This window comes from Actinomadura sp. NTSP31, from assembly GCF_041951385.1.
In the GTDB taxonomy this organism is placed as follows: Bacteria; Actinomycetota; Actinomycetes; order Streptosporangiales; family Streptosporangiaceae; genus Spirillospora; species Spirillospora napierensis.
On record NZ_JBGNUT010000008.1, the window covers coordinates 205,039 to 222,511 of the forward strand.

Here is a 17,473-nt window from a genome sequence, read left to right on the forward strand (position 1 = left end):
TCAACCTATTAGTTCCCGAACATACTTCTGAGTCATGCGTCGTGGAAACAGCTCTAGGAACTCTTTTTCGGCGACCATAATGTCTTCACGTGCCCAAATTTTGTTCGCCAGTAGTAAACCTGGCAAGGTCAGTACCAATACCTGCCTGGTATTGCGAACTATCAGCGACTCTTTTTCGGCGATCGCTATCGTGCGAGTGAAGACTGGGTCATAGCGAACAAGTAGGTCCTCCGGCTGCTTATCGCCACGAAGGACGTGCCGGACCACGTCCCGCGCCTCGCGAGAACGCAGGGCCCATCCAATAAAGTGAGTCTGTTGCAAAGTGGCGGAATTGCCACGGCACCGCGATAGAATCAAGACGAGTGCGGAAAATCGCCAGCCCAGCCGTAGATCTCCGGGGACAGGGTCTGGACGGCGCACAAAAGTGATTCGCGAATCGATCTCAGCGAACGCCTGCTCTAGCTCCTCGACGTTCATCAATTCCCATCAACTTCCTCGTAGAAATCGAGGGGGCACCTCATCAACCATTCGGCGACGGATGCCCAGGCCAGCACCTTTCGAAGGTTCGTGTCAAGAGAAGGAACTTCGCTTTTCAGCCCCTCCTCGACTTCCTTTGCGATGGAACTTATAACTCCGGCCGTTGGTTCAGGTTGAGTGTGCTCCAAGACGAGCATTCGCTCTTTGCGGTTTCGATATCTTTCGGCCATCTCCCATTGGTCAGGATATTTCATGCGCATCATGTCCAAGGCATTGTTGCCGTCGATATATTGCGAAACCAATCCCTCTATATAATTATGCCTAAGCCGCCCATTGATGACTCGGGCGAGCTTAGTGTCGACCTTGTCGACGAGGTCGCTATTGGAAGAGATCCAAGCACTGATATGTTCTTCAGAGGAGTTTCCGATTTCAATTAAACGCTTCGGATTTTTGAGTACCTGCTCTCGTGTATCGGCAAATGAATCATCAGTCAGAACTACAATTCTAAAGTCGGGTGCTATGTGAGACAGTTGTTGGGCGCGAATTTCGGCGGCTTTGGTTGTAGCGTGCTGAACAATATAACGCGAATCATGTCTGGGCACCATGAAAAGATATTTGCTTATACTCACAGGGCCGAGAAGAATCAGCAGATCCTTTTGGTATTTCCTCAACTTTCCCAAGTCTTCAGTAAGCTTGTCTCTTTGTGCCTGATAAAGATCCTTGGTGTTATAAGAGCTGTCTGCAGCGTAGCACTGCAGTGCATGCCCATCGTGCGTAAAGGCTTCAATGCCCAGATCGCCATCGTGGCGGGCTGGAACACGTTGAACGTTATCAGCACCATATTTGCGCTCTAGGAGTAGGAGACAATAAGCTTCCCATTCCTCTCCTAGCCAATCGTGAGCGATATCCATATGTGTCTCCATAGTGGAGCCGTGACGCAGCCAGTCACCAGGCATCGTAGTCACGCATAAGCCTCTTGTCACGACATTGGTTCCACGAAACTGTTGCAGATCGGCTTTCTCTCGCATGCGTGACCGGTTGAGGCCACTTGGGAGGAGCAAGGAAGCGCCGCACTGCCGAATTGGGCTGATTGGGATCAAGGGGCGGCGCCGCTCGCGCCGCTGCTCCGGCTGCCCGGCTCCGCCGGTCGGCGCGTGCGGCGTGGGCACCGGTCACCGACCGCCGGCCCGGACGTCCCCGCGCCGTTCCGCTCCGCCCAGCTCCCCGGCAAACGGCGGTCACGGGGTACGCGCCGCCGCTGGGGATCGGACGTGTGGTGACGGAGCGTGCGATCAGATGACCGCGGGATGGCTACGGGTCACGCAACTGGTCCCGCGCGTGGATCGGAGGTTGGCGCGCCCTGTGTCCCGCCTCTTTTCCCGCCGGCTTGGGGTAGGTGCACCCTTGGGCCGGGACCACGGAGAAGCGATCACGCTAAGCCCGCTACCAGCTCAGAACGCACATTGCGCTCTGAAGTTGAAGGTCGACAGGTCGGCAGGTGGGCAAGTGTCGTCGGTGGGTTTGTGTCGGAACGGCCATTGGTGTCAGCTGTATGTCCCTAGCATCGGGTCCGTGGGGCACAACGAGGAAACACCGGGCAATCGGCCCGTCAAGGATGCACACAAGACACTGGGGTTGTGGTCGATCCGCCGCGCGCTGACGCTCGCCTTTACCGGCGCGGCGGTGTTGCTGGTCGCCGCGTGGTTCCTGGTTACCTGGCTGCTGGGCTCGCCGCCCGTGGCCAAGCCCAAGCCGCTGGAGACCAAAGACCAACTGGAACTGCTTAAGTTCGTGTTCGCCCTGGTCGCCGGGGTTGGTGCCCTGGTCGCCCTGGTCACCGCCTACCGCCGCCAACGCGTTGATGAGGCCGCCGGTGAACGCGCCGAACGCGCCCAGGCCCACGCCGAACGTGTCCAGGCCCACGCCGAGCATGATGCGGCTGAGCGGCGGGTTACCGACCTGTACGGCCAAGCCGTCGAGCAACTCGGACATGACAAGGCCGCCGTCCGTTTGGGTGGCTTGTACAGCCTGGAACGGTTGGCCCAGGACCATCCCGAACATCGCCAGACTGTCACCGACGTAGTGTGTTCGTACTTGCGGATGCCTTTTCAGCCACCACCGGCGACCGACGCCCAGCCCGAACAGCCCGAGGACAACACCCCCTCTGCCCCGGCGGCCGCCGATGCGGCCCGGCAAGAAGTCCAGGTGAGGCTCGCCGCACAACGGCTCATCAAACGCCACCTGACTACCACCCCACTCGACCAACCCCAACGACGCCCATCCACCTATTGGGACGGAATAGATATCGATCTCACCGGCGCCCACCTGGTCGACTTCGACTTCACCCAATGCCGCTCAACAAACGCTGTCTTCGACAACGCCCGCTTTAGCGGGGACGCCGGGTTCGACGGCGCTCAGTTCAACGGGGACGCCGGGTTTGACGAGGCTCAATTCAACGGGGACGCCGGGTTCAACGGGGCCCGGTTTAACGGGTACGCCAGGTTCCGCGAGGCTCGGTTCAGCGGGTACGCCTGGTTCGACGAGGCTCAGTTCAACGGGGGCGCCCGGTTCCGCAAGGCTCAGTTCAGGAGCGGCGCTCGGTTCCGCAAGGCTCAGTTCAGCGGGGACGTTTGGTTCGGTGGGGCTCAGTTCAAAGGGGATGCCCGGTTCGGTGGGCACGCCAGGTCCGACAAGGCTCAGTTTGAGCGCGAACCCGACTTTGATAGAGCCACCGCGAGCCACCCGAACGTCAACCATGTGTGGCCGAGCTCCTGGCATGCGCAGGTGGTCGACGATGACACGCCAGATGGCATGGCTCGGCTCACTCGCGAGGACTGACAGCAGCGGTGACAGCAACACTAATAGACGCCGCAGCACGCCATCACCGCTAAGCCAAAGGTCAGTACGACCGCAGGAAGCGGTGACCTTGGTCGTGATCGAACTGATGAGGATGCAGTATGCCCGTAACGGCTAGCGAAGCAAGATGCGGAATATGCGCGGAATCGCCGAGGAGTGCGGGCGTGCAGGATGCCGCGTCCATGCAGGTCAGCGCCGGAAAGGCTTCAAGATCCACGGCGGGCTGTAAATCCGTCGACTTGGCCTGCGCAGGTTTGAATCCCGCACCCGCTTCACCTCCGCGAAACGGATATGACCAGGTGCAACGGTCAGGGCCGTTCGTGCTCTGGCCGGCCACCGCTGATCGTCTATGGCTCTCCACGGGCGTCCGCGCTGGGTGTGCGGCCTGTTCCCGGTCTTGCTGCGCCGGCTCGGCCGTCCGCTACTAAGGCGCACACCACACACCTCCGAGCCCGTGACGTCAGGACCTGGTCAGAGGAGGGTGGCGAGTGCTCGCTTCCAGGTGTCCTGGTCGCGGGCCTCGGCCGGTGAGTTGACCTCGCTGAAGCGGACGGTGCCGGACTTGTCCACGAGGAATGTGCCTCGTACGGCCATTCCGCGATCCGAGTTGAAAACGCCATAGAGCTTGGCAACCTCGCCATGCGGCCAGAAGTCGGACAGCAGTGGGAACCGGTAGCCCTCTTCGTTAGCCCAGGTTTTCAGGGCGAAGACGTGGTCGACGGAGACGCCCAGGATCTGGACGTTCTCGTTCTGGAAGGCGCTGATGTCGTCGCGGACGGCGCACAGTTCGCCAGTGCATATTCCGGAGAAGGCGAACGGATAGAAGACCACGAGGACGTTACGTTCGCCACGAAAGGAGGAGAGCGTCACGTCCTGGTTGTTCTGATCCTTCAGGGTGAAGTCAGGGGCTTCAGCGCCGACCTCGGCCGTCATGCGGGGACTCCTCGATGTGGGGTGCCACGAAGCCTAGCCAGCACTCCGTCTGTGGTGGACGGTGTGGGTCCGGGGCGATGAGTCTCTCTCGTGTGGTTCTAAGGGCGAGGGCCACCGCGGCCCGCGGCGGACTTGGTCGAAGCGGTCGGACGGTGCGGCGCGTGTGGTGGAGGGCCGTCCTGGCGTGGCGATCAGCCGAGCTGGGGTGCCGCTTGTCGTGGTCAGGCCTGGCGCATGGCCAGTGGCGCCAGCGGCAGAGTTGTCCCGCTTGGCCGCCGGCCTGTTTTGGGCGCCGGGGGTGAGGCGGCAGATGTGCGGCGTTGCGCGGGACACTTGGGCTCAGTGCTGTCCCCATCTCGCCAGGGCTCGTATGACGGCTGGGATGTCTTCCGGGCGTGCGCGGAGCAGTGCTACTAGGCCGAGAGCGAGCCAGGGCACGATGATCAGCGCAGCAAGAGCGAACGGCACGACAGAACGCCTCTCGTTGGACGACCTCTGCCGCTGGGATCTGTACTACGCCATCCCCCCGGATGGCGCACTACACATGCCAGCGTTGGCCTGAGAGTCACACGCCTGAGGGGCGGATGTCAACGGATCGTTGGCTTCATTGGCGAGCTCGTCTCGCTCTGTGGGCGTGTTCGGTCGGGAGTTGTCTGTGCCGAATTGCGTCGATCATCAACCTCTGTGGCTCGGCGGGTAGAGGTGTGGGAAACAGATGCTCGACTATGAGAAGGAAGCGGTCTGCTACGACAGCACTCGTGGGGGGAGCCGCGGGCGGTGGGTCTCCATGTGGTTGCTCCGTCCGAGAAGCCGATTGGCGTTCTTTGAGACCGGTAGTGATGTGGTAGAAGTGATCGCTCGGCACATTTCGGTGAGGGGTATGATGTGACCTGACGGGGCGGAGCGGATCGCCGGCTTACTTGTGGAGTTGGACGTTATGCCGGTGGAAGTTGGGGTCGTATAGGGGGTACGTCAGGGAGGCAGTCCCGAGGTTTGGCGCGATACAATCGTGCGTTTGCTCTGGTGTGCTGGCGTGGGTGCGGTTCGGGCGGAGTTGGCGGTCTTGCCTGATCAGAGCGCTCTTCGCTCTGATATGGTTTATTGGTTCAGGGGCTTCGCCAGGCGGTGCTGAGGGGTCTCTTTTCGGCGTCTTCAGTGCCGTGTATCGCGGGCGTATTGAAAAACGGATATGCCACCGCAACAGGAGTCCGCCTTTAGTGAAGGCATGGACTGCATTGCATCGCCGTCGGCCCGTCGTACGTGCGGGATCGCGCCCGCCAGTTTACGTCGGAGATCGGACGGTCGTTCTTCGCGCCGGGTGGTTATCGCTGAACGAGGCCCTTCGTACGGGCTGACCCTCCGGTGGTGAGTCGTGGCGATCAAAGTGTGCGTTCTTGCGTTCGTCACTCGGGTTGTCGCGGTGCTGCTGGTGCCTGTCGCGTTCTGCCGCGCGCCGGGGCGGGCCCGCTTTCTGGCCTGCCAATGGGCGTTGAGCCTGCGCTTTCCCGCCGAGGACCTTCGCGGGCTGGCGTCGGAGACGCTGACGGCTTTCACGCATGCGCGGGCCGAGGCGTTCTGGCGGGACGGGCAGCTGATCGGCCTCACCTCGGGATACCGCGACGCGAGGGAGCAGTACCTGATCTTCGCTGAGGAGGTGTGGCGCACCGGCTCGGTTCGGGCGGCGCGGCGCCGGGTGCTGCCGCCGGAGGAGTCCAGCCATGTGCGGGGATTGGCGCTCGACGTCCGGCCGACCGAGGGCGCGCGGTGGCTCGAACGGCACGGTTGGCGGTACGGCCTCTACCGCGTCTACGACAACGAGTGGTGGCACTTCGAGTACCGCACGGCCGCGCCGATCCGGCTGCCGCACCCGGACGCCGCGTCCGGACGGATGCACACGGAGCCTGGCGAGGACCCGTGGGGGCGGTCGTGAACGGGCCGACTTTGCGGACGCTGCCCGAGGCGGTGGCTGAGATCGGTGCGCGGACGCGGAGCAGGATCATGGTCGTGGTCTAGGCCGACGGTTATGGTCGCCGAGGTCGCCGGTGCCGGCGCGACTACGAGCGTTGTGGGGGCGCTTGCGTTGCGGGTCGTGGGGTTGGCGGTGCCGATCCTCACCTGGCCCGGTTCGTTTTGGCCGGGTCGAGCTTCGGTTTCGCGCTGGCCTGCGGCGCGTCCCAGCAACACGCTGCGTTCCAAGAAGAGTGATTTGCGTCACCTATGCTGCGGCGATGGGCGTGTCAGTTTGTATACGTCGGCGATATGTGAGGTCGCATAGCCTTTGGGTGTGCGCGTGTTGATCGTGGAAGACGAGCCCTGCCTGGCCGAGGCCGTCCAGGACGGTCTCCGGCTCGAGGCCATCGCCGGCGATGGCGACTCCGTCCTGCGCGGACCATGGCTCATCGCCACGGTGCCCGGTGTCGGCTACCGGATCGACACCGCTCAGCCCGGCGGCACTCATGCGTAGGCGCCCGGGGCTCAGCGCGCGGCTGAAACTCACCATCAGCTACGCCGGGGTCATCGTCCTCTCCGGTGCGCTGCTGCTCGCCGTCGTATGGGTGTTCCTGTTGCGCTACGTGCCCGACGATGTGATCACGCCCGGGCCGGGATTCTTCCGGAGCAGGGGGCCGGGGCCGCCCTTCATCCCGAACCGCTCGGACCTCTGGCAAGCCTTCGCCCCCCGCGCCGCCCAAGCGCTGGCCTTCCTCCTGCTGTTGGGGCTCGTCGGCGGATGGCTCCTCGCCGGCCGGATGCTCGCACCGCTCACCCGGATCACGGACGCGGCGCGGATGGCCGCGAACGGATCGCTGTCCCACCGGATCCGCCTGGAAGGCCCGAGAGACGAGTTCCGGGAACTCTCCGACGTGTTCGACACCATGCTCGAACAGCTCGAATCCCACATCTCCGAACAGCAGCGGTTCGCCGCGAACGCCTCCCACGAACTGCGCACCCCGCTGGCGATCTCGCAGACGCTCCTCGACGTCGCCCGCAACGATCCCACGCGGGACCGGGACGAACTCATCGAACGCCTCCAGGCCGTCAACACCCGGGCGATCGACCTCACCGAGGCCCTCCTGCTGCTGAGCCGCAGCGACCGCAGGAGCTTCACCCGCGAGACCGTCGACCTGTCCCTCGTCGCCGAAGAGGCCGCCGAAACGCTGCTTCCCCTCGCCGAAAAGCGCCAGATCACGCTCGAGGTGACCGGAGAGAGGGCGCAGACCGTCGGCTCCGCGGAGCTGATCCTGCGGATGGTGACGAACCTCGTCCAGAACGCCGTCGTCCACAACCTTCAGGCTGGCGGCACCGTGACGGTCCACACCGAATCGGAGGACGGGGCGAGCGTCCTGCGGGTCGAGAACACTGGACAACCGCTCCCATGGGACCTGGTGCCGACCCTCACCGAACCCTTCCAACGCGGAACACGGCGGGTCCGGACCGACGAGCATGCCGGCGTCGGCCTCGGGCTGGCCATCGTGCACAGCATCGTCCGAGCACACGACGGGACCCTTGACCTCGCCCCCCGGCCCGCAGGCGGCCTCCTCGTCACGATTCGCCTTCCCAGCACGCGACAGGACCCGGCCCCGACCGGGGCTCACCAGGCCGTGAGAGAACCGTCGCCGGTGGTGTAGCGGCGGACGTCAGCCGTCCTTGCCTGGCAGGGCGTTCACGCGCTGGTACAGGTGGGCGAGTTCGTACGTAGCCGGGCTGCCCGATCACGTCCTGGGAACAGGTGCAGGCGTTCGTATGAGCACTCGTCGTTGATGACGAGCCGGGCAGCAGCGACGCCACCTCCGTTCGGATGGACGATCGTGAACTGCGCTCGCGGGTGGCTACGGGGACTGGAGGTCTTCGGGGGTGGGGATGGGGCCGCCGCCTTCGGGGATCCAGCGGCCGGAGTCGCGCCACTTCACCGCCTCGTGGAAGCCGTGCGCGGCGGCGAATTCCTGGAACCAGCGGCCTTCGGGGGAGTGCCGGGTGATGCCGTCGAAGAGGGTCGCCAGGATCTGGGTGCCGTGCAGGCCCATGTTGTCGTAGGCCTGGTTGATCATCAGTTTCTGCATGGCGAGCTGGTTGACCGGGACGCCGGCGATGCGGTCGGCGAGTTCCTCGACGCGGGTGTCCAGGCCGTCCGGCGGCACCGATTCCAGGACGAGGCCCCAGCCGGCGGCGGTGCGGCCGTCGATGGTGTCGCCGGTCAGCAGCATCCGTTTGGCGCGTTCTGCGCCGAGCCGGTACACCCACATCGCGGTGGTCGGGCAGCCCCAGACGCGTGCGGGCATGTAGCCGATCTTCGCGTCGTCGGCCATCACGACCAGGTCGCACGACAGTGCGATGTCGCTGCCGCCGGCGACGGCGAAGCCGTGCACCTTGGCGATGGTCGGCTTGAGGGAGCGCCAGAGTGAGAAGTAGTCGTCGGTGAACTCCTTCATGGCGGCGAAGTCCTTGATCGGGTCCCAGGCCTTGTCGGCCTGGGTGCCCTGGCCGTCTTCGGCGGAGATTTTCAGGTCGTAGCCGGAGCAGAACGCCCGGCCTGCGCCCTGCAGCACGATGACGTGCACGCGGGGATCGGTGTTGGCGCGTTTGACCGTCGCCGCGAGCTCGCCGGGCATGTGGAAGTCGATCGCGTTGAGCCGGTCGGGCCGGTTCAGCGTCAGGTACGCCTTGCGGTCGCGGACCTCGTACAGGACGGTCGGCTCGCGGTCATTGCTCACGTGGTTCTCCTTTTGCGGAACGCCTGCATGAACTGCTGCGGTTCACCGGTGGTGAACGCCTCGCCGAAGGCGGCGACGCTTTCGTCGACGGCCTGCGGAAGGGGGAGGTCCTCCCATGAGCGCAGGAGCCTTTTCTGCTGCCGGAGGGCTTGCGGGCCGAGCGCGGCCAGGGTGCGGGCGGTGTCGTCCACGGCGAGATCGAGTGCCTCCGGCGGGGCCAGCTTCTGGATCAGTCCCCATGACAGTGCGGTGGAGGCGTCGATGTCCTCGCCTGTCAGCAGGAGCCAGGTGGCGCGGGAGGCGCCTATGAGCCGGGGTAATAGTGCTGCGTGGATCACTGATGGGATGCCTAGTTTGACCTCGGGCATGCCATAGCGGGAGTTCGTGTCGCCGATTCGCAGGTCGCATGACAGTGCGACTTCCAGGCCGCCGCCCAGGCACCAGCCTGCGAGTCGGGCGATGACTGGCGTGGGGAAGTTTCTGAGGTCGTCGCACAGCGCTCGCAGTCGGGTGATGAAGGTGCGGGCGGACGCGTTGTCGAGGGCGGCCATTTCGTCGATGTCGGCGCCTGCGATGAACGCCTTGTCTCCACTGCCGCGGATGACCAGAACCTTTATGTCGTTGCGGGTGTGTAGGCCGGCTAGTGCTTGGCGGACGTCCTCGATGACGGGGGTGCTGAGGATGTTCATTGAGTGGGCATGCGTGATGGTGAGGGTGGCGATGCCCTTCTCGTCCATCTGCACTTCGCTCATGCTCTGCCTCGATGTCGGTGCGCCCAAGGGAGGTGGCGGCCTGGCGCCCTTCAGGCCGCAGCGGTCAAGCGGGCGAGCGGTCGGGCTGGTCTGGTCGCGTCCACAGGTTATTGGATGAACTGTCTGATATGGGGGCGCATTGAATTCGCGTCAGTCCCGTGACCCGAACAGAACAGCCGCCGTGCTCGTGAGGCTGTGAGCACGGCGGCCGTGTCTGTCGGAAGGTCACACGGTCGCGGTTCTGCGGGTGGCGAGGAGCAGCCACAGGGACGTCAGGGTGAGGACGATGCCGACCCCGACGGCCGCCTGCAGTGCGGCGGGCGCTCCCGCGAAGAAGGCCGGGACCGAGGTGAGCGCCGACACCGCGCGGGTGACGACGACCGTCCAGAACCAGCCGCGGCTCCGGGCCGTCCGCCACGTGCGCACGACGCCCGCGAGGGTGATCAGCCCGAGTGCCGCGCCGACCGCGGCGACGGCGTAGGGCGGGTTCTCGCCGTCGGTGAGGGCGAGCGAGATGACGTCGACCGCGCCCAGCAGGGCGGCGAGGATCAGTCCGGTGCGGTATCGGGTGGTCATGGTGGCGTCCTGCCTGGTCATCGTGGGGTCCGGGGGAGGGCTCGGGCGGCGGCCGCGTAGCCGAGGGCGGTCAGGCCCCAGGCGCAGGCGTCCAGCGCGTGGTTGGGGATGCCGACGGCGAACACCGCGTGCAGGGGCTGCGAGACGGCCAGGACGAGGCCCGCCCAGGCGGGGACGACCCCGGCGCGCCACAGCGCGATGCCGAGCAGCAGCACGCCGAGCACGTGGCCGAGGACGAACACGACGCCCGCGAGCGCGACCGTGGGCTCCTTGTTCACCTGGTCGAGCAGGTGCCCGACGGCCGCGGGGGAGAGCCCGGCCCTCGTGCCGCTGAGGGCCGCCTCGTCGGGGAAGACGATCCCGGGCAGCGCGGAGAAGCCCGCCACCGCCAGGACCGTCGCGACGGTGCCGAGGCGCCGGGCGCCGCGGATTGCCATGACGCCGATCGCGATCGTGCCGGGGACCAGGGTGAAGGCCGCCGCCAGGCTGAGCCAGAGCACCGCCTGCTCGGCCCCCTGGTGGGCGGCGACCGCACCGGCCATCGTGGTCATCGAATCGGTCGTCCGGTACGGAAGGATCCCGCGCAGGACCGCGACGGCGAGCGGTCCGGCCGGGATGAGCAGTGCGAGGCCGATGGTGCCGGCCCGGATGCGGCTCGCGCCCTGCTTGGCGGGCGCCGTGGTCGTGGTCATGCCCACACGGTGCGGTCCCGCCCGTCCCCGGAGGGAGGGGGCGCCGCGCGTCCGGGCCGGGAGGACCTCCCGGTGCGGCTGGGACCTGGCCCCCAGGACAAGCCGGACGCAGCGGGTCATCATGACGGCATGGACCGCGACCCCCACGGCCGGACGCGGCGCCGCCGGATCCTGGCGGCGGCGCTGTTCGCCGCCGCGGCCGGCTCCGCGCTCACGGGCGCGGCCTTCGCGGTGGCCATCGGGATGGGCTTCGGTGAGGCGCTGGATTCCTTCGTCGTCACGAACGCGCTGATCGGCGTCTCCTTCGCCACCTGCGGCGTGCTGGTGGCCTGGCACCGGCCGCGCAACCCGGTCGGCTGGCTGCTGCTGGCGGCCGGCGTGCTGCAGGCCGTCACCGCGGGCGCCGTGCCGCTGGTGGGGTACGGCCTGGAGCAGGGGTGGCCGGACGTCCTCGTCCGGAGCCTGGTCACGGTCGCCATCTGCTCGTGGCCGTGGGCGATCGGCCTGTGCCTGCCGCTGTTGCTGCAGCTCTTCCCGGGCGACGCGGCGCTCGGGCGCGGCTGGCGATGGGTCGCGTGGGTGACCGTCCTCACCAGCCCGCTCTTCGTGGCCGAGCTCGCCACCGAGCACGACCCGATCGCCGCCGGGTATCCGCTGGGTTACACCGCCGTGCAGGGCTTGCCGCCGGCATGGCTGACACCGGTCGCGGAGGCGCGGACCCTGCTCGCCGTGCTGGCCGGGCTCGCCGCGCTGGGCGTGCGCTATCGCCGCGGCGACGAGAGCCGCCGGCGGCAGTTGCTCTGGCTGGTCGCCGTCGTGCTGATCATGGCGGTGGCGTGGGTGCCGTGGGCCTTCGTCGCGGGCACACCGGTCGTGGTGCTGTTCTCGATCCCGCTCGTGCCGGCCGCGATGGCGATCGCGATCCTGCGGCACCGGCTGCTGGACATCCGGCTGGTGGTGTCCCGCACCGTCCTGTACGGCCTGCTCACCACGGGCGTGGCCGGCGTCTACATCGGGCTGGTCGCGCTCCTGGACCTGGTCATGCGCGAACAGGTCGGGCTGGGCAGCCCGCTGGCCGCGACCGTCCTGATCGCCGTCGGCTTCAACCCGGTGCGGGTCCGCCTGCAACGCCTGGTCGACCGGGTGCTGTACGGCGACCGCAGCGACCCGGTACGGGCGGTGTCGCGGGTCGGTGAACGGCTCGCGGCCGGGCTCCCCGGTGTGCTGGAGGCGGTCCGGGAGGCGCTGCGGCTGCCGTTCGCCGCGCTGCGCGCCGACGGAACGGAGATCGCCGCCTCCGGCACCGCGCCGGAACTGCTGCACATGCTTCCCGTCACCTACGGGCCCGACCGCATCGGCGAACTGGTCATCGGGCTCCGCCCGGGTGAGAGGCGGCTCGGCCGCACCGACCGGGCGGTACTGGAACTGCTGGCCGCTCCCCTGTCGGTCGCGGTGCACGCCGTGGGGCTGTCGTCGGAGTTGCAGCGCTCCCGGGAGGCGATCGTGGTGGCCCGCGAAGAGGAGCGGCGGCGCCTGCGCCGTGACCTGCACGACGGGCTGGGCCCCGCGCTGACCGGGGTCACTTTCAAGGCCGACGCGGCGGGCAACCTGCTCGCCGCCGACCCGGACGCCGCACGCGGGCTGATCGCCGAACTGCGCCGCGAGGTCGCCCAGGCGGTCGCCGACATCCGCAGGCTCGTCTACGACCTGCGCCCGCCCGCCCTGGACGATCTCGGCCTCGTCGGCGCCGTCCGGCAGGCCATCGACCGGCTCGCCAGGGACGGGATGGTCGTCCGGCTGACCGCGCCCGGCACCCTGCCCGTCCTGCCCGCGGCGGTCGAGGCGGCCGCGTACCGGATCGCGGTCGAGGCGCTGACCAACGCGGTGCGGCACTCCGGGGCGCAGCGGGTGGACGTGCTGATCCGCGCGGACCGGCGGCTCCACGTCCAGGTCACCGACGACGGGACCGCGCGCGACCGGGCCTGGTGCGGCGGGGTCGGGATGGCGTCGATGCGCGAGCGGGCCGCCGAGCTGGGCGGCGTCTGCGTGGCCGGGCCGGGGCCGGAAGGCGGCCGGGTCACCGCCGCACTGCCGCTGGCGGCCCGCCGATGATCACCATCGTGCTCGCCGACGACCACCCGATCGTCCGCAGCGGCCTGGCCGTCCTGCTCGGCTCCATCGAGGGCCTGTCCGTGCTGGCGGCGGTCGCCGACGGCCGGACCGCGGTGCGCGAGGCCGTCACGCAGCGGCCGGACGTCCTGGTCATGGACATCCGGATGCCCGGCCTGGACGGGATCGAGGCCACCCGCCAGATCGCCCTCGCCGCCCCGGACGTGGCCGTGCTGATGCTGACGATGTACGAGGACGACGACTCGGTGTTCTCCGCCATGCGCGCCGGGGCCCGCGGCTACCTGCTCAAGGGGTCCGAGCAGACGGAGATCGTCCGGGCCATCCAGTCGGTGGCCGCCGGCGAGGCGATCTTCGGACCGGGCATCGCCCGCCGCGTGCTGGGCTTCTTCGCGGCCCCGCCGGCCGCGACGGAGCCGTTCCCGGAGCTGACCGACCGCGAGCGCGACGTCCTGGACCTGATCGCCGCGGGCCGCCCGAACACCGAGATCGCCCGGCGGCTCGGCATCTCCCCGAAGACGGTCGCCAACCACATCTCCAGCATCTTCGCCAAACTCCAGGTGGCCGACCGCGCCGAGGCGATCGTCCGGGCCCGCCAAGCCGGCCTGGGCACCCCCGAGGCCACCCGGCCACCCGACAACCGATGACGGCGCCGACCTGCTCGGCCGCCCCTCAGGGCCGAGGGCGCTGGGCGAGGGCGGCGATCTCCTCGACGGTGGTGAGGGGGATCGTCAGGGCGATGTCCCAGGTCTCGTCGTCCTGGCCGATGAGCAGGACGGCTTGGTCGTCCGACATTGCCCAGAACACCGGTGCGCCTGCGCAGACGCCTACGTGCAGGGATCGTCGTTCGTCCCAGACCGCGTCGCGGATACCGGCCAGGCGGGAGAAGTCCGCGAGGGCCGCGCGGATGTGCAGTTCCCACGTCTCGGCGCGCAACGTCAAGACCGGGAGCGGGGCGGCGTCCACGTCCAGCATCGCTTCGACCATCCGGGGATGTTCGCACAAGGCGGCGGCGATGAGTTCCGGGGCGCGGGGTGGTCTCTTCTCGGTGAGTCGTCGAGAGGAGTGTGGACATGAGCGGTGTTCGGGTCCTGGTCGGGACGCGTAAGGGCGCCTTCGTGCTGACGGCGGACGGGAAGCGCGAGAACTGGGAGGTCAGCGGGCCGCACTTCGGCGGGTGGGAGATCTACCACGTCGCCGGGTCGCCCGCGGAGCCGGACCGGCTCTACGCCTCGCAGTCCACCGGATGGTTCGGGCAGGTGATCCAGCGGTCGGACGACGGCGGGGCGTCGTGGCGGCCGATGGGCAACGAGTTCCAGTACGCGGGGGAGCCGGGGACGCACCTCTGGTACGACGGGACGCCGCGTCCGTGGGAGTTCAACCGGGTCTGGCACTTCGAGCCGTCGCCGGTGGACCCGGACGTCGTGTACGCCGGCGTCGAGGACGCCGCGCTGTTCCGGACCGGGGACGGCGGCCAGACGTGGGAGGAACTGCCGGGGCTCCGGGAGCACAGGACGGGGCCGGACTGGCAGCCGGGCGCGGGCGGGATGTGCCTGCACACGGTCGTGCTGGACCCGGTCGACCCCGGACGGATGTACGCGGCCATCTCGGCGGCGGGCGTGTTCAAGACGGACGACGCCGGCAAGACGTGGCGGCCGGCGAACCGGGGCCTGCGGACGGAGGGCATCCCGGACCCGGAGGCGGAGGTGGGCCACTGCGTGCACCGCATCGCCCTGCATCCGTCGCGTCCGGACGTGCTGTTCATGCAGAAGCACTGGGACGTGATGCGCAGCGACGACGCGGGGGAGAGCTGGCACGAGATCAGCGGCGACCTGCCGAGCGACTTCGGGTTCCCGATCGCCGTCCACGCCCACGAGCCGGACACCGTCTACGTGGTGCCGATCAAGAGCGACTCCGAGCACTACCCGCCGGAGGGGCGGCTGCGGGTCTACCGGAGCCGGAGCGGGGGGAACGAGTGGGAGCCGCTCACCAGGGGGCTGCCGCAGAGCCACTGCTACGTGAACGTGCTGCGGGACGCGATGGCGGTCGACTCGCTGGATCCGTGCGGGATCTACTTCGGGACGACCGGGGGCCAGGTGTACGCGTCGTCCGACGAGGGGGACGGCTGGACGCCGATCGTCCGGGACCTGCCGGCGGTGCTGTCGGTGGAAGTGCAGGCGTTGCCGTGATCCGGGTGGTGCTGCCCGCGCATCTGCGGGTGCTCGCGCAGGTGGACGGGGAGGTGCGGCTGGAGGTCGAGGAGCCCACGATCGGTGCGGTCCTGGACGCGCTGGAGGCGCGCTGCCCGGTGCTGCGCGGCACCATCCGCGATCGGCGGACCGGGCGGCGCCGGGCGTTCGTGCGGTTTTACGCGTGCGCCGAGGACCTGTCGCACGAGCCGGCGGACACCGTGCTGCCGGGGCCGGTCGCCGCTGGCGCCGAGCCGTTCCTCGTGGTCGGCGCCATGGCGGGCGGCTAGCGCGGGATGCCGGCGATCATGACGCGCCACCAGCCGTAGTACTACCTCACGTGGTGACCTGCCCGCGGGTCGGATAATCTGGACGTCGTGAAGGGTCTTGGAGAGCTTGAACGCACGGTCATGGAGGTTCTGTGGGCGCGGGAGGACGCCGGCACCGGGGCGGCCACCGCCCGCGATGTCAGCCGCGCCCTCGCCCATGACCGCGACCTCGCCCACACCACGGTGATGACCGTGCTGGACAGGCTCGCCAAGAAGGACTTCCTCGCACGCGAGCGGGACGGCCGCGCCTGGCGGTACCGGCCGGTCGCCAGCCGGGAGAGCTACGTCACCGAGCTGATGCTGGGCGCCCTGGACGAGACGGGCGACCGGGACGCGGCGCTCGCGCACTTCGTCCGGACGATCTCGAGCGACGAGATCGACGTGATCCGCCAGGCGCTGGCGGGCCTCACCACGGAGCCACCGGCATGACCGGCACCGCCCTGCTCGCATTGATCTCCCTGGGGACCGTCGGCGGGGCGCACCTGCTGTCCCGGGCCAGGTGGACGTGGCGCACCCCGCGCCTCGGCATCGCCCTCTGGCAGTCGCTCGGCCTGTGCTGGGGCGTCGCCACGATCGGGGCGCTGCTCGGCGTCGCGCTCGCGCCGTACCGCAAGGGCGTGCTCGGCGGCGTCCCCGGCCTCTACGACGACCAGGCCGCCCGGCTCGACGCCGTGCACATGGCCGCGCTGCTGTCGGCCGTGAGCCTCGCCGCCGTGCTGCTGGTGATGCTGATGTACGCGGTCGTCCGCGTGGTCCGCGCCAGACACCGGCACCGGGTACTCCTCGCCCTCGTCTCCCGCCGCGATTCGGCCGTGCCCGGCACGCTGGTCCTCGACCATCCGGGCGCGGCCGCTTACTGCGTTCCGGGGGTCCGCTCGTCGAAGGTCGTGGTGAGCGCCGGGACCCTGGAGCTGCTGGACCGCGCCGAGCTGGCCGCGGTCCTCGCGCACGAGCGCGCGCACGCGCGCGAGCGGCACGACCTGGTGCTGCTGCCGTTCGCCTCGCTGCGCCAGGTGTTCCCGCAGTTCCGGCTGGTCGGGCGGTGCCTGGACGCGGTGGAGCTGCTGATCGAGATGGCCGCCGACGACCGGGCCCGGGCGGGGCGCCCGCCGCGCGAGCTGGCGACGGCGCTGCTGCGCTTCGCCGCCGCCCGCCCGGCCGCCGCGCCGTCCGGGACCCTCGGCGTCGCGTCCGCGGACGGCATCCCGGTGATGGCGCGGGTCAACCGGCTGCTGGAGCCGGAGCCGCTGTCGCGCCGGGCCCGCCTCGCGGCGACGGCCGCCGTCCCGCTCATCGCCGGTCTGCCGCTGATCCTCATGGTGCTGCCCACCTGAGGTACGGCCCGTCCGCATCGGCGCTTCTCAGTCGGCGAGGACGGTGCCGTACAGGCGGTCGACGTGCAGGCGGATCACCAGCCGCTGGTCCTTGACCATCTGCTCCAGGAACGCCCGCTCGTCGGCGGGGTCGGCGAAGCCGGGCGTCATCGCGAGGAGCTCCAGCCCGGTGGCGTCACCGGGCCTTTCGCTGATCTCGGACAGTTCCGCGGTTCCCTCGGCGACCGCGAACGACAGGTGGTCGGGGCTGGAGGCGTGGAGCGCGGCGCGCGGGTCGTTTCCGATCTGCTTGACCTTGGCGCGCCCGGCGGTGGTGGAGATCCGCGCGACGCGCTCCGCCGGGTCCCAGGCGTAGACGACGGTGGACAGGTGCGGATGGCCGCTCCTGCGGTTGGTGGCCAGGACGGCGAACTGCTGCTCGCCGAGGATGCGGACCAGGTCGTCCTCGCTGATCGGCTTGGGGCCGGGTCCCTGTCCGGGGCCGTACTCGGTCATGGTG

The 17,473-nt window shown here is 68.4% G+C and carries 19 protein-coding genes and 1 pseudogene; 10 read left to right on the forward strand and 10 right to left on the reverse strand.

Going from position 1 to position 17,473, the window contains the following annotated elements; all coding sequences use genetic code 11:
* Both ACA514_RS16230 and ACA514_RS16235 read right to left on the reverse strand, forming a co-directional pair.
* The gene (locus ACA514_RS16230; RefSeq protein WP_375041954.1) at positions 1–477 is read right to left on the reverse strand and encodes a hypothetical protein; all 477 of its coding nucleotides are present in this window, start codon (positions 475–477) and stop codon (positions 1–3) included.
* Positions 477–1,505: a hypothetical protein gene (locus ACA514_RS16235; RefSeq protein ID WP_375041955.1), complete on the reverse strand. Its 1,029-nt coding sequence runs from the start codon at positions 1,503–1,505 to the stop codon at positions 477–479. Before ACA514_RS16235 ends, ACA514_RS16230 begins: the two co-directional genes overlap by 1 nt.
* 544 nt (positions 1,506–2,049) lie before the next feature.
* Between ACA514_RS16235 and ACA514_RS16240 the strand changes: the two genes are divergently transcribed.
* Complete coding sequence (locus ACA514_RS16240) at positions 2,050–3,315, forward strand: pentapeptide repeat-containing protein (RefSeq protein WP_375041956.1); 1,266 nt, start codon at positions 2,050–2,052, stop codon at positions 3,313–3,315.
* Between the two features lie 61 nt (positions 3,316–3,376).
* Here ACA514_RS16240 and ACA514_RS16245 read toward each other — a convergent pair whose 3' ends face one another.
* Together ACA514_RS16245 and ACA514_RS16250 are read right to left on the reverse strand one after the other, a co-directional pair.
* Complete coding sequence (locus tag ACA514_RS16245) at positions 3,377–3,670, reverse strand: hypothetical protein (RefSeq protein ID WP_375041957.1); 294 nt, start codon at positions 3,668–3,670, stop codon at positions 3,377–3,379.
* Between the two features lie 134 nt (positions 3,671–3,804).
* The gene (locus ACA514_RS16250; RefSeq protein ID WP_375041958.1) at positions 3,805–4,266 is read right to left on the reverse strand and encodes a peroxiredoxin; all 462 of its coding nucleotides are present in this window, start codon (positions 4,264–4,266) and stop codon (positions 3,805–3,807) included.
* A 1,420-nt stretch (positions 4,267–5,686) separates the two neighbouring features.
* Here ACA514_RS16250 and ACA514_RS16255 point away from each other — a divergent pair.
* From ACA514_RS16255 to ACA514_RS16265, 3 genes and pseudogenes are all read left to right on the forward strand, one after another.
* Entirely contained in the window at positions 5,687–6,196 is a 510-nt protein-coding gene (locus ACA514_RS16255) for a D-alanyl-D-alanine carboxypeptidase family protein (protein ID WP_375041959.1), read from the forward strand.
* Positions 6,197–6,550: 354 nt separating this feature from the next.
* Positions 6,551–6,649: pseudogene (locus tag ACA514_RS16260) on the forward strand (response regulator transcription factor); the annotation flags it as partial.
* Between the two features lie 73 nt (positions 6,650–6,722).
* Positions 6,723–7,892: a sensor histidine kinase gene (locus tag ACA514_RS16265; RefSeq protein ID WP_375041960.1), complete on the forward strand. Its 1,170-nt coding sequence runs from the start codon at positions 6,723–6,725 to the stop codon at positions 7,890–7,892.
* Positions 7,893–8,093: 201 nt separating this feature from the next.
* Here the strand turns inward: ACA514_RS16265 and ACA514_RS16270 are convergent, their stop codons facing one another.
* The 4 genes from ACA514_RS16270 to ACA514_RS16285 all read right to left on the reverse strand — a co-directional run bounded on the left by ACA514_RS16270 (position 8,094) and on the right by ACA514_RS16285 (position 10,995).
* Positions 8,094–8,975 carry a crotonase/enoyl-CoA hydratase family protein gene (locus ACA514_RS16270; RefSeq protein WP_375041961.1) on the reverse strand — a complete coding sequence of 294 codons (882 nt, stop codon included), beginning with the start codon at positions 8,973–8,975 and terminating at the stop codon, positions 8,094–8,096.
* Complete coding sequence (locus ACA514_RS16275; protein ID WP_375041962.1) at positions 8,972–9,727, reverse strand: enoyl-CoA hydratase; 756 nt, start codon at positions 9,725–9,727, stop codon at positions 8,972–8,974. The genes ACA514_RS16270 and ACA514_RS16275 overlap by 4 nt, the downstream gene beginning before the upstream one ends.
* Positions 9,728–9,952: 225 nt before the next feature.
* Positions 9,953–10,303 (reverse strand): hypothetical protein, encoded by a 351-nt coding sequence (locus tag ACA514_RS16280; protein WP_375041963.1) that lies wholly within the window; start codon positions 10,301–10,303, stop codon positions 9,953–9,955.
* Between the two features lie 17 nt (positions 10,304–10,320).
* Positions 10,321–10,995, reverse strand: coding sequence for a hypothetical protein (locus ACA514_RS16285; RefSeq protein ID WP_375041964.1), 675 nt, complete (start codon positions 10,993–10,995; stop codon positions 10,321–10,323).
* A 129-nt stretch (positions 10,996–11,124) separates the two neighbouring features.
* Here ACA514_RS16285 and ACA514_RS16290 point away from each other — a divergent pair, with 129 nt between their 5' ends.
* Positions 11,125–13,107, forward strand: a complete 1,983-nt coding sequence (locus ACA514_RS16290; protein WP_375041965.1) for a sensor histidine kinase — start codon at positions 11,125–11,127, stop codon at positions 13,105–13,107.
* A complete protein-coding gene (locus ACA514_RS16295; RefSeq protein ID WP_375041966.1) occupies positions 13,104–13,769 on the forward strand; it encodes a response regulator in 666 nt (221 codons plus the stop codon). Before ACA514_RS16290 ends, ACA514_RS16295 begins: the two co-directional genes overlap by 4 nt.
* A gap of 25 nt (positions 13,770–13,794) precedes the next feature.
* On the opposite strand, the gene ACA514_RS16300 is transcribed toward ACA514_RS16295, so the two are convergent.
* Positions 13,795–14,109, reverse strand: a complete 315-nt coding sequence (locus ACA514_RS16300; protein WP_375041967.1) for a hypothetical protein — start codon at positions 14,107–14,109, stop codon at positions 13,795–13,797.
* Between the two features lie 86 nt (positions 14,110–14,195).
* On the opposite strand from ACA514_RS16300, the gene ACA514_RS16305 reads away from it, so the two are divergent.
* The 4 genes from ACA514_RS16305 to ACA514_RS16320 all read left to right on the forward strand — a co-directional run bounded on the left by ACA514_RS16305 (position 14,196) and on the right by ACA514_RS16320 (position 16,974).
* A complete protein-coding gene (locus ACA514_RS16305) occupies positions 14,196–15,311 on the forward strand; it encodes a WD40/YVTN/BNR-like repeat-containing protein (RefSeq protein ID WP_375041968.1) in 1,116 nt (371 codons plus the stop codon).
* Positions 15,308–15,601, forward strand: coding sequence for a hypothetical protein (locus tag ACA514_RS16310; protein ID WP_375041969.1), 294 nt, complete (start codon positions 15,308–15,310; stop codon positions 15,599–15,601). The genes ACA514_RS16305 and ACA514_RS16310 overlap by 4 nt, the downstream gene beginning before the upstream one ends.
* An 87-nt stretch (positions 15,602–15,688) precedes the next feature.
* Positions 15,689–16,069 carry a BlaI/MecI/CopY family transcriptional regulator gene (locus ACA514_RS16315; RefSeq protein WP_344270493.1) on the forward strand — a complete coding sequence of 127 codons (381 nt, stop codon included), beginning with the start codon at positions 15,689–15,691 and terminating at the stop codon, positions 16,067–16,069.
* A complete protein-coding gene (locus tag ACA514_RS16320; RefSeq protein ID WP_375041970.1) occupies positions 16,066–16,974 on the forward strand; it encodes a M56 family metallopeptidase in 909 nt (302 codons plus the stop codon). The genes ACA514_RS16315 and ACA514_RS16320 overlap by 4 nt, the downstream gene beginning before the upstream one ends.
* A 27-nt stretch (positions 16,975–17,001) precedes the next feature.
* On the opposite strand, the gene ACA514_RS16325 is transcribed toward ACA514_RS16320, so the two are convergent.
* A complete protein-coding gene (locus tag ACA514_RS16325) occupies positions 17,002–17,469 on the reverse strand; it encodes a pyridoxamine 5'-phosphate oxidase family protein (protein WP_375041971.1) in 468 nt (155 codons plus the stop codon).
* Between the last annotated feature and the right edge of the window lie 4 nt (positions 17,470–17,473).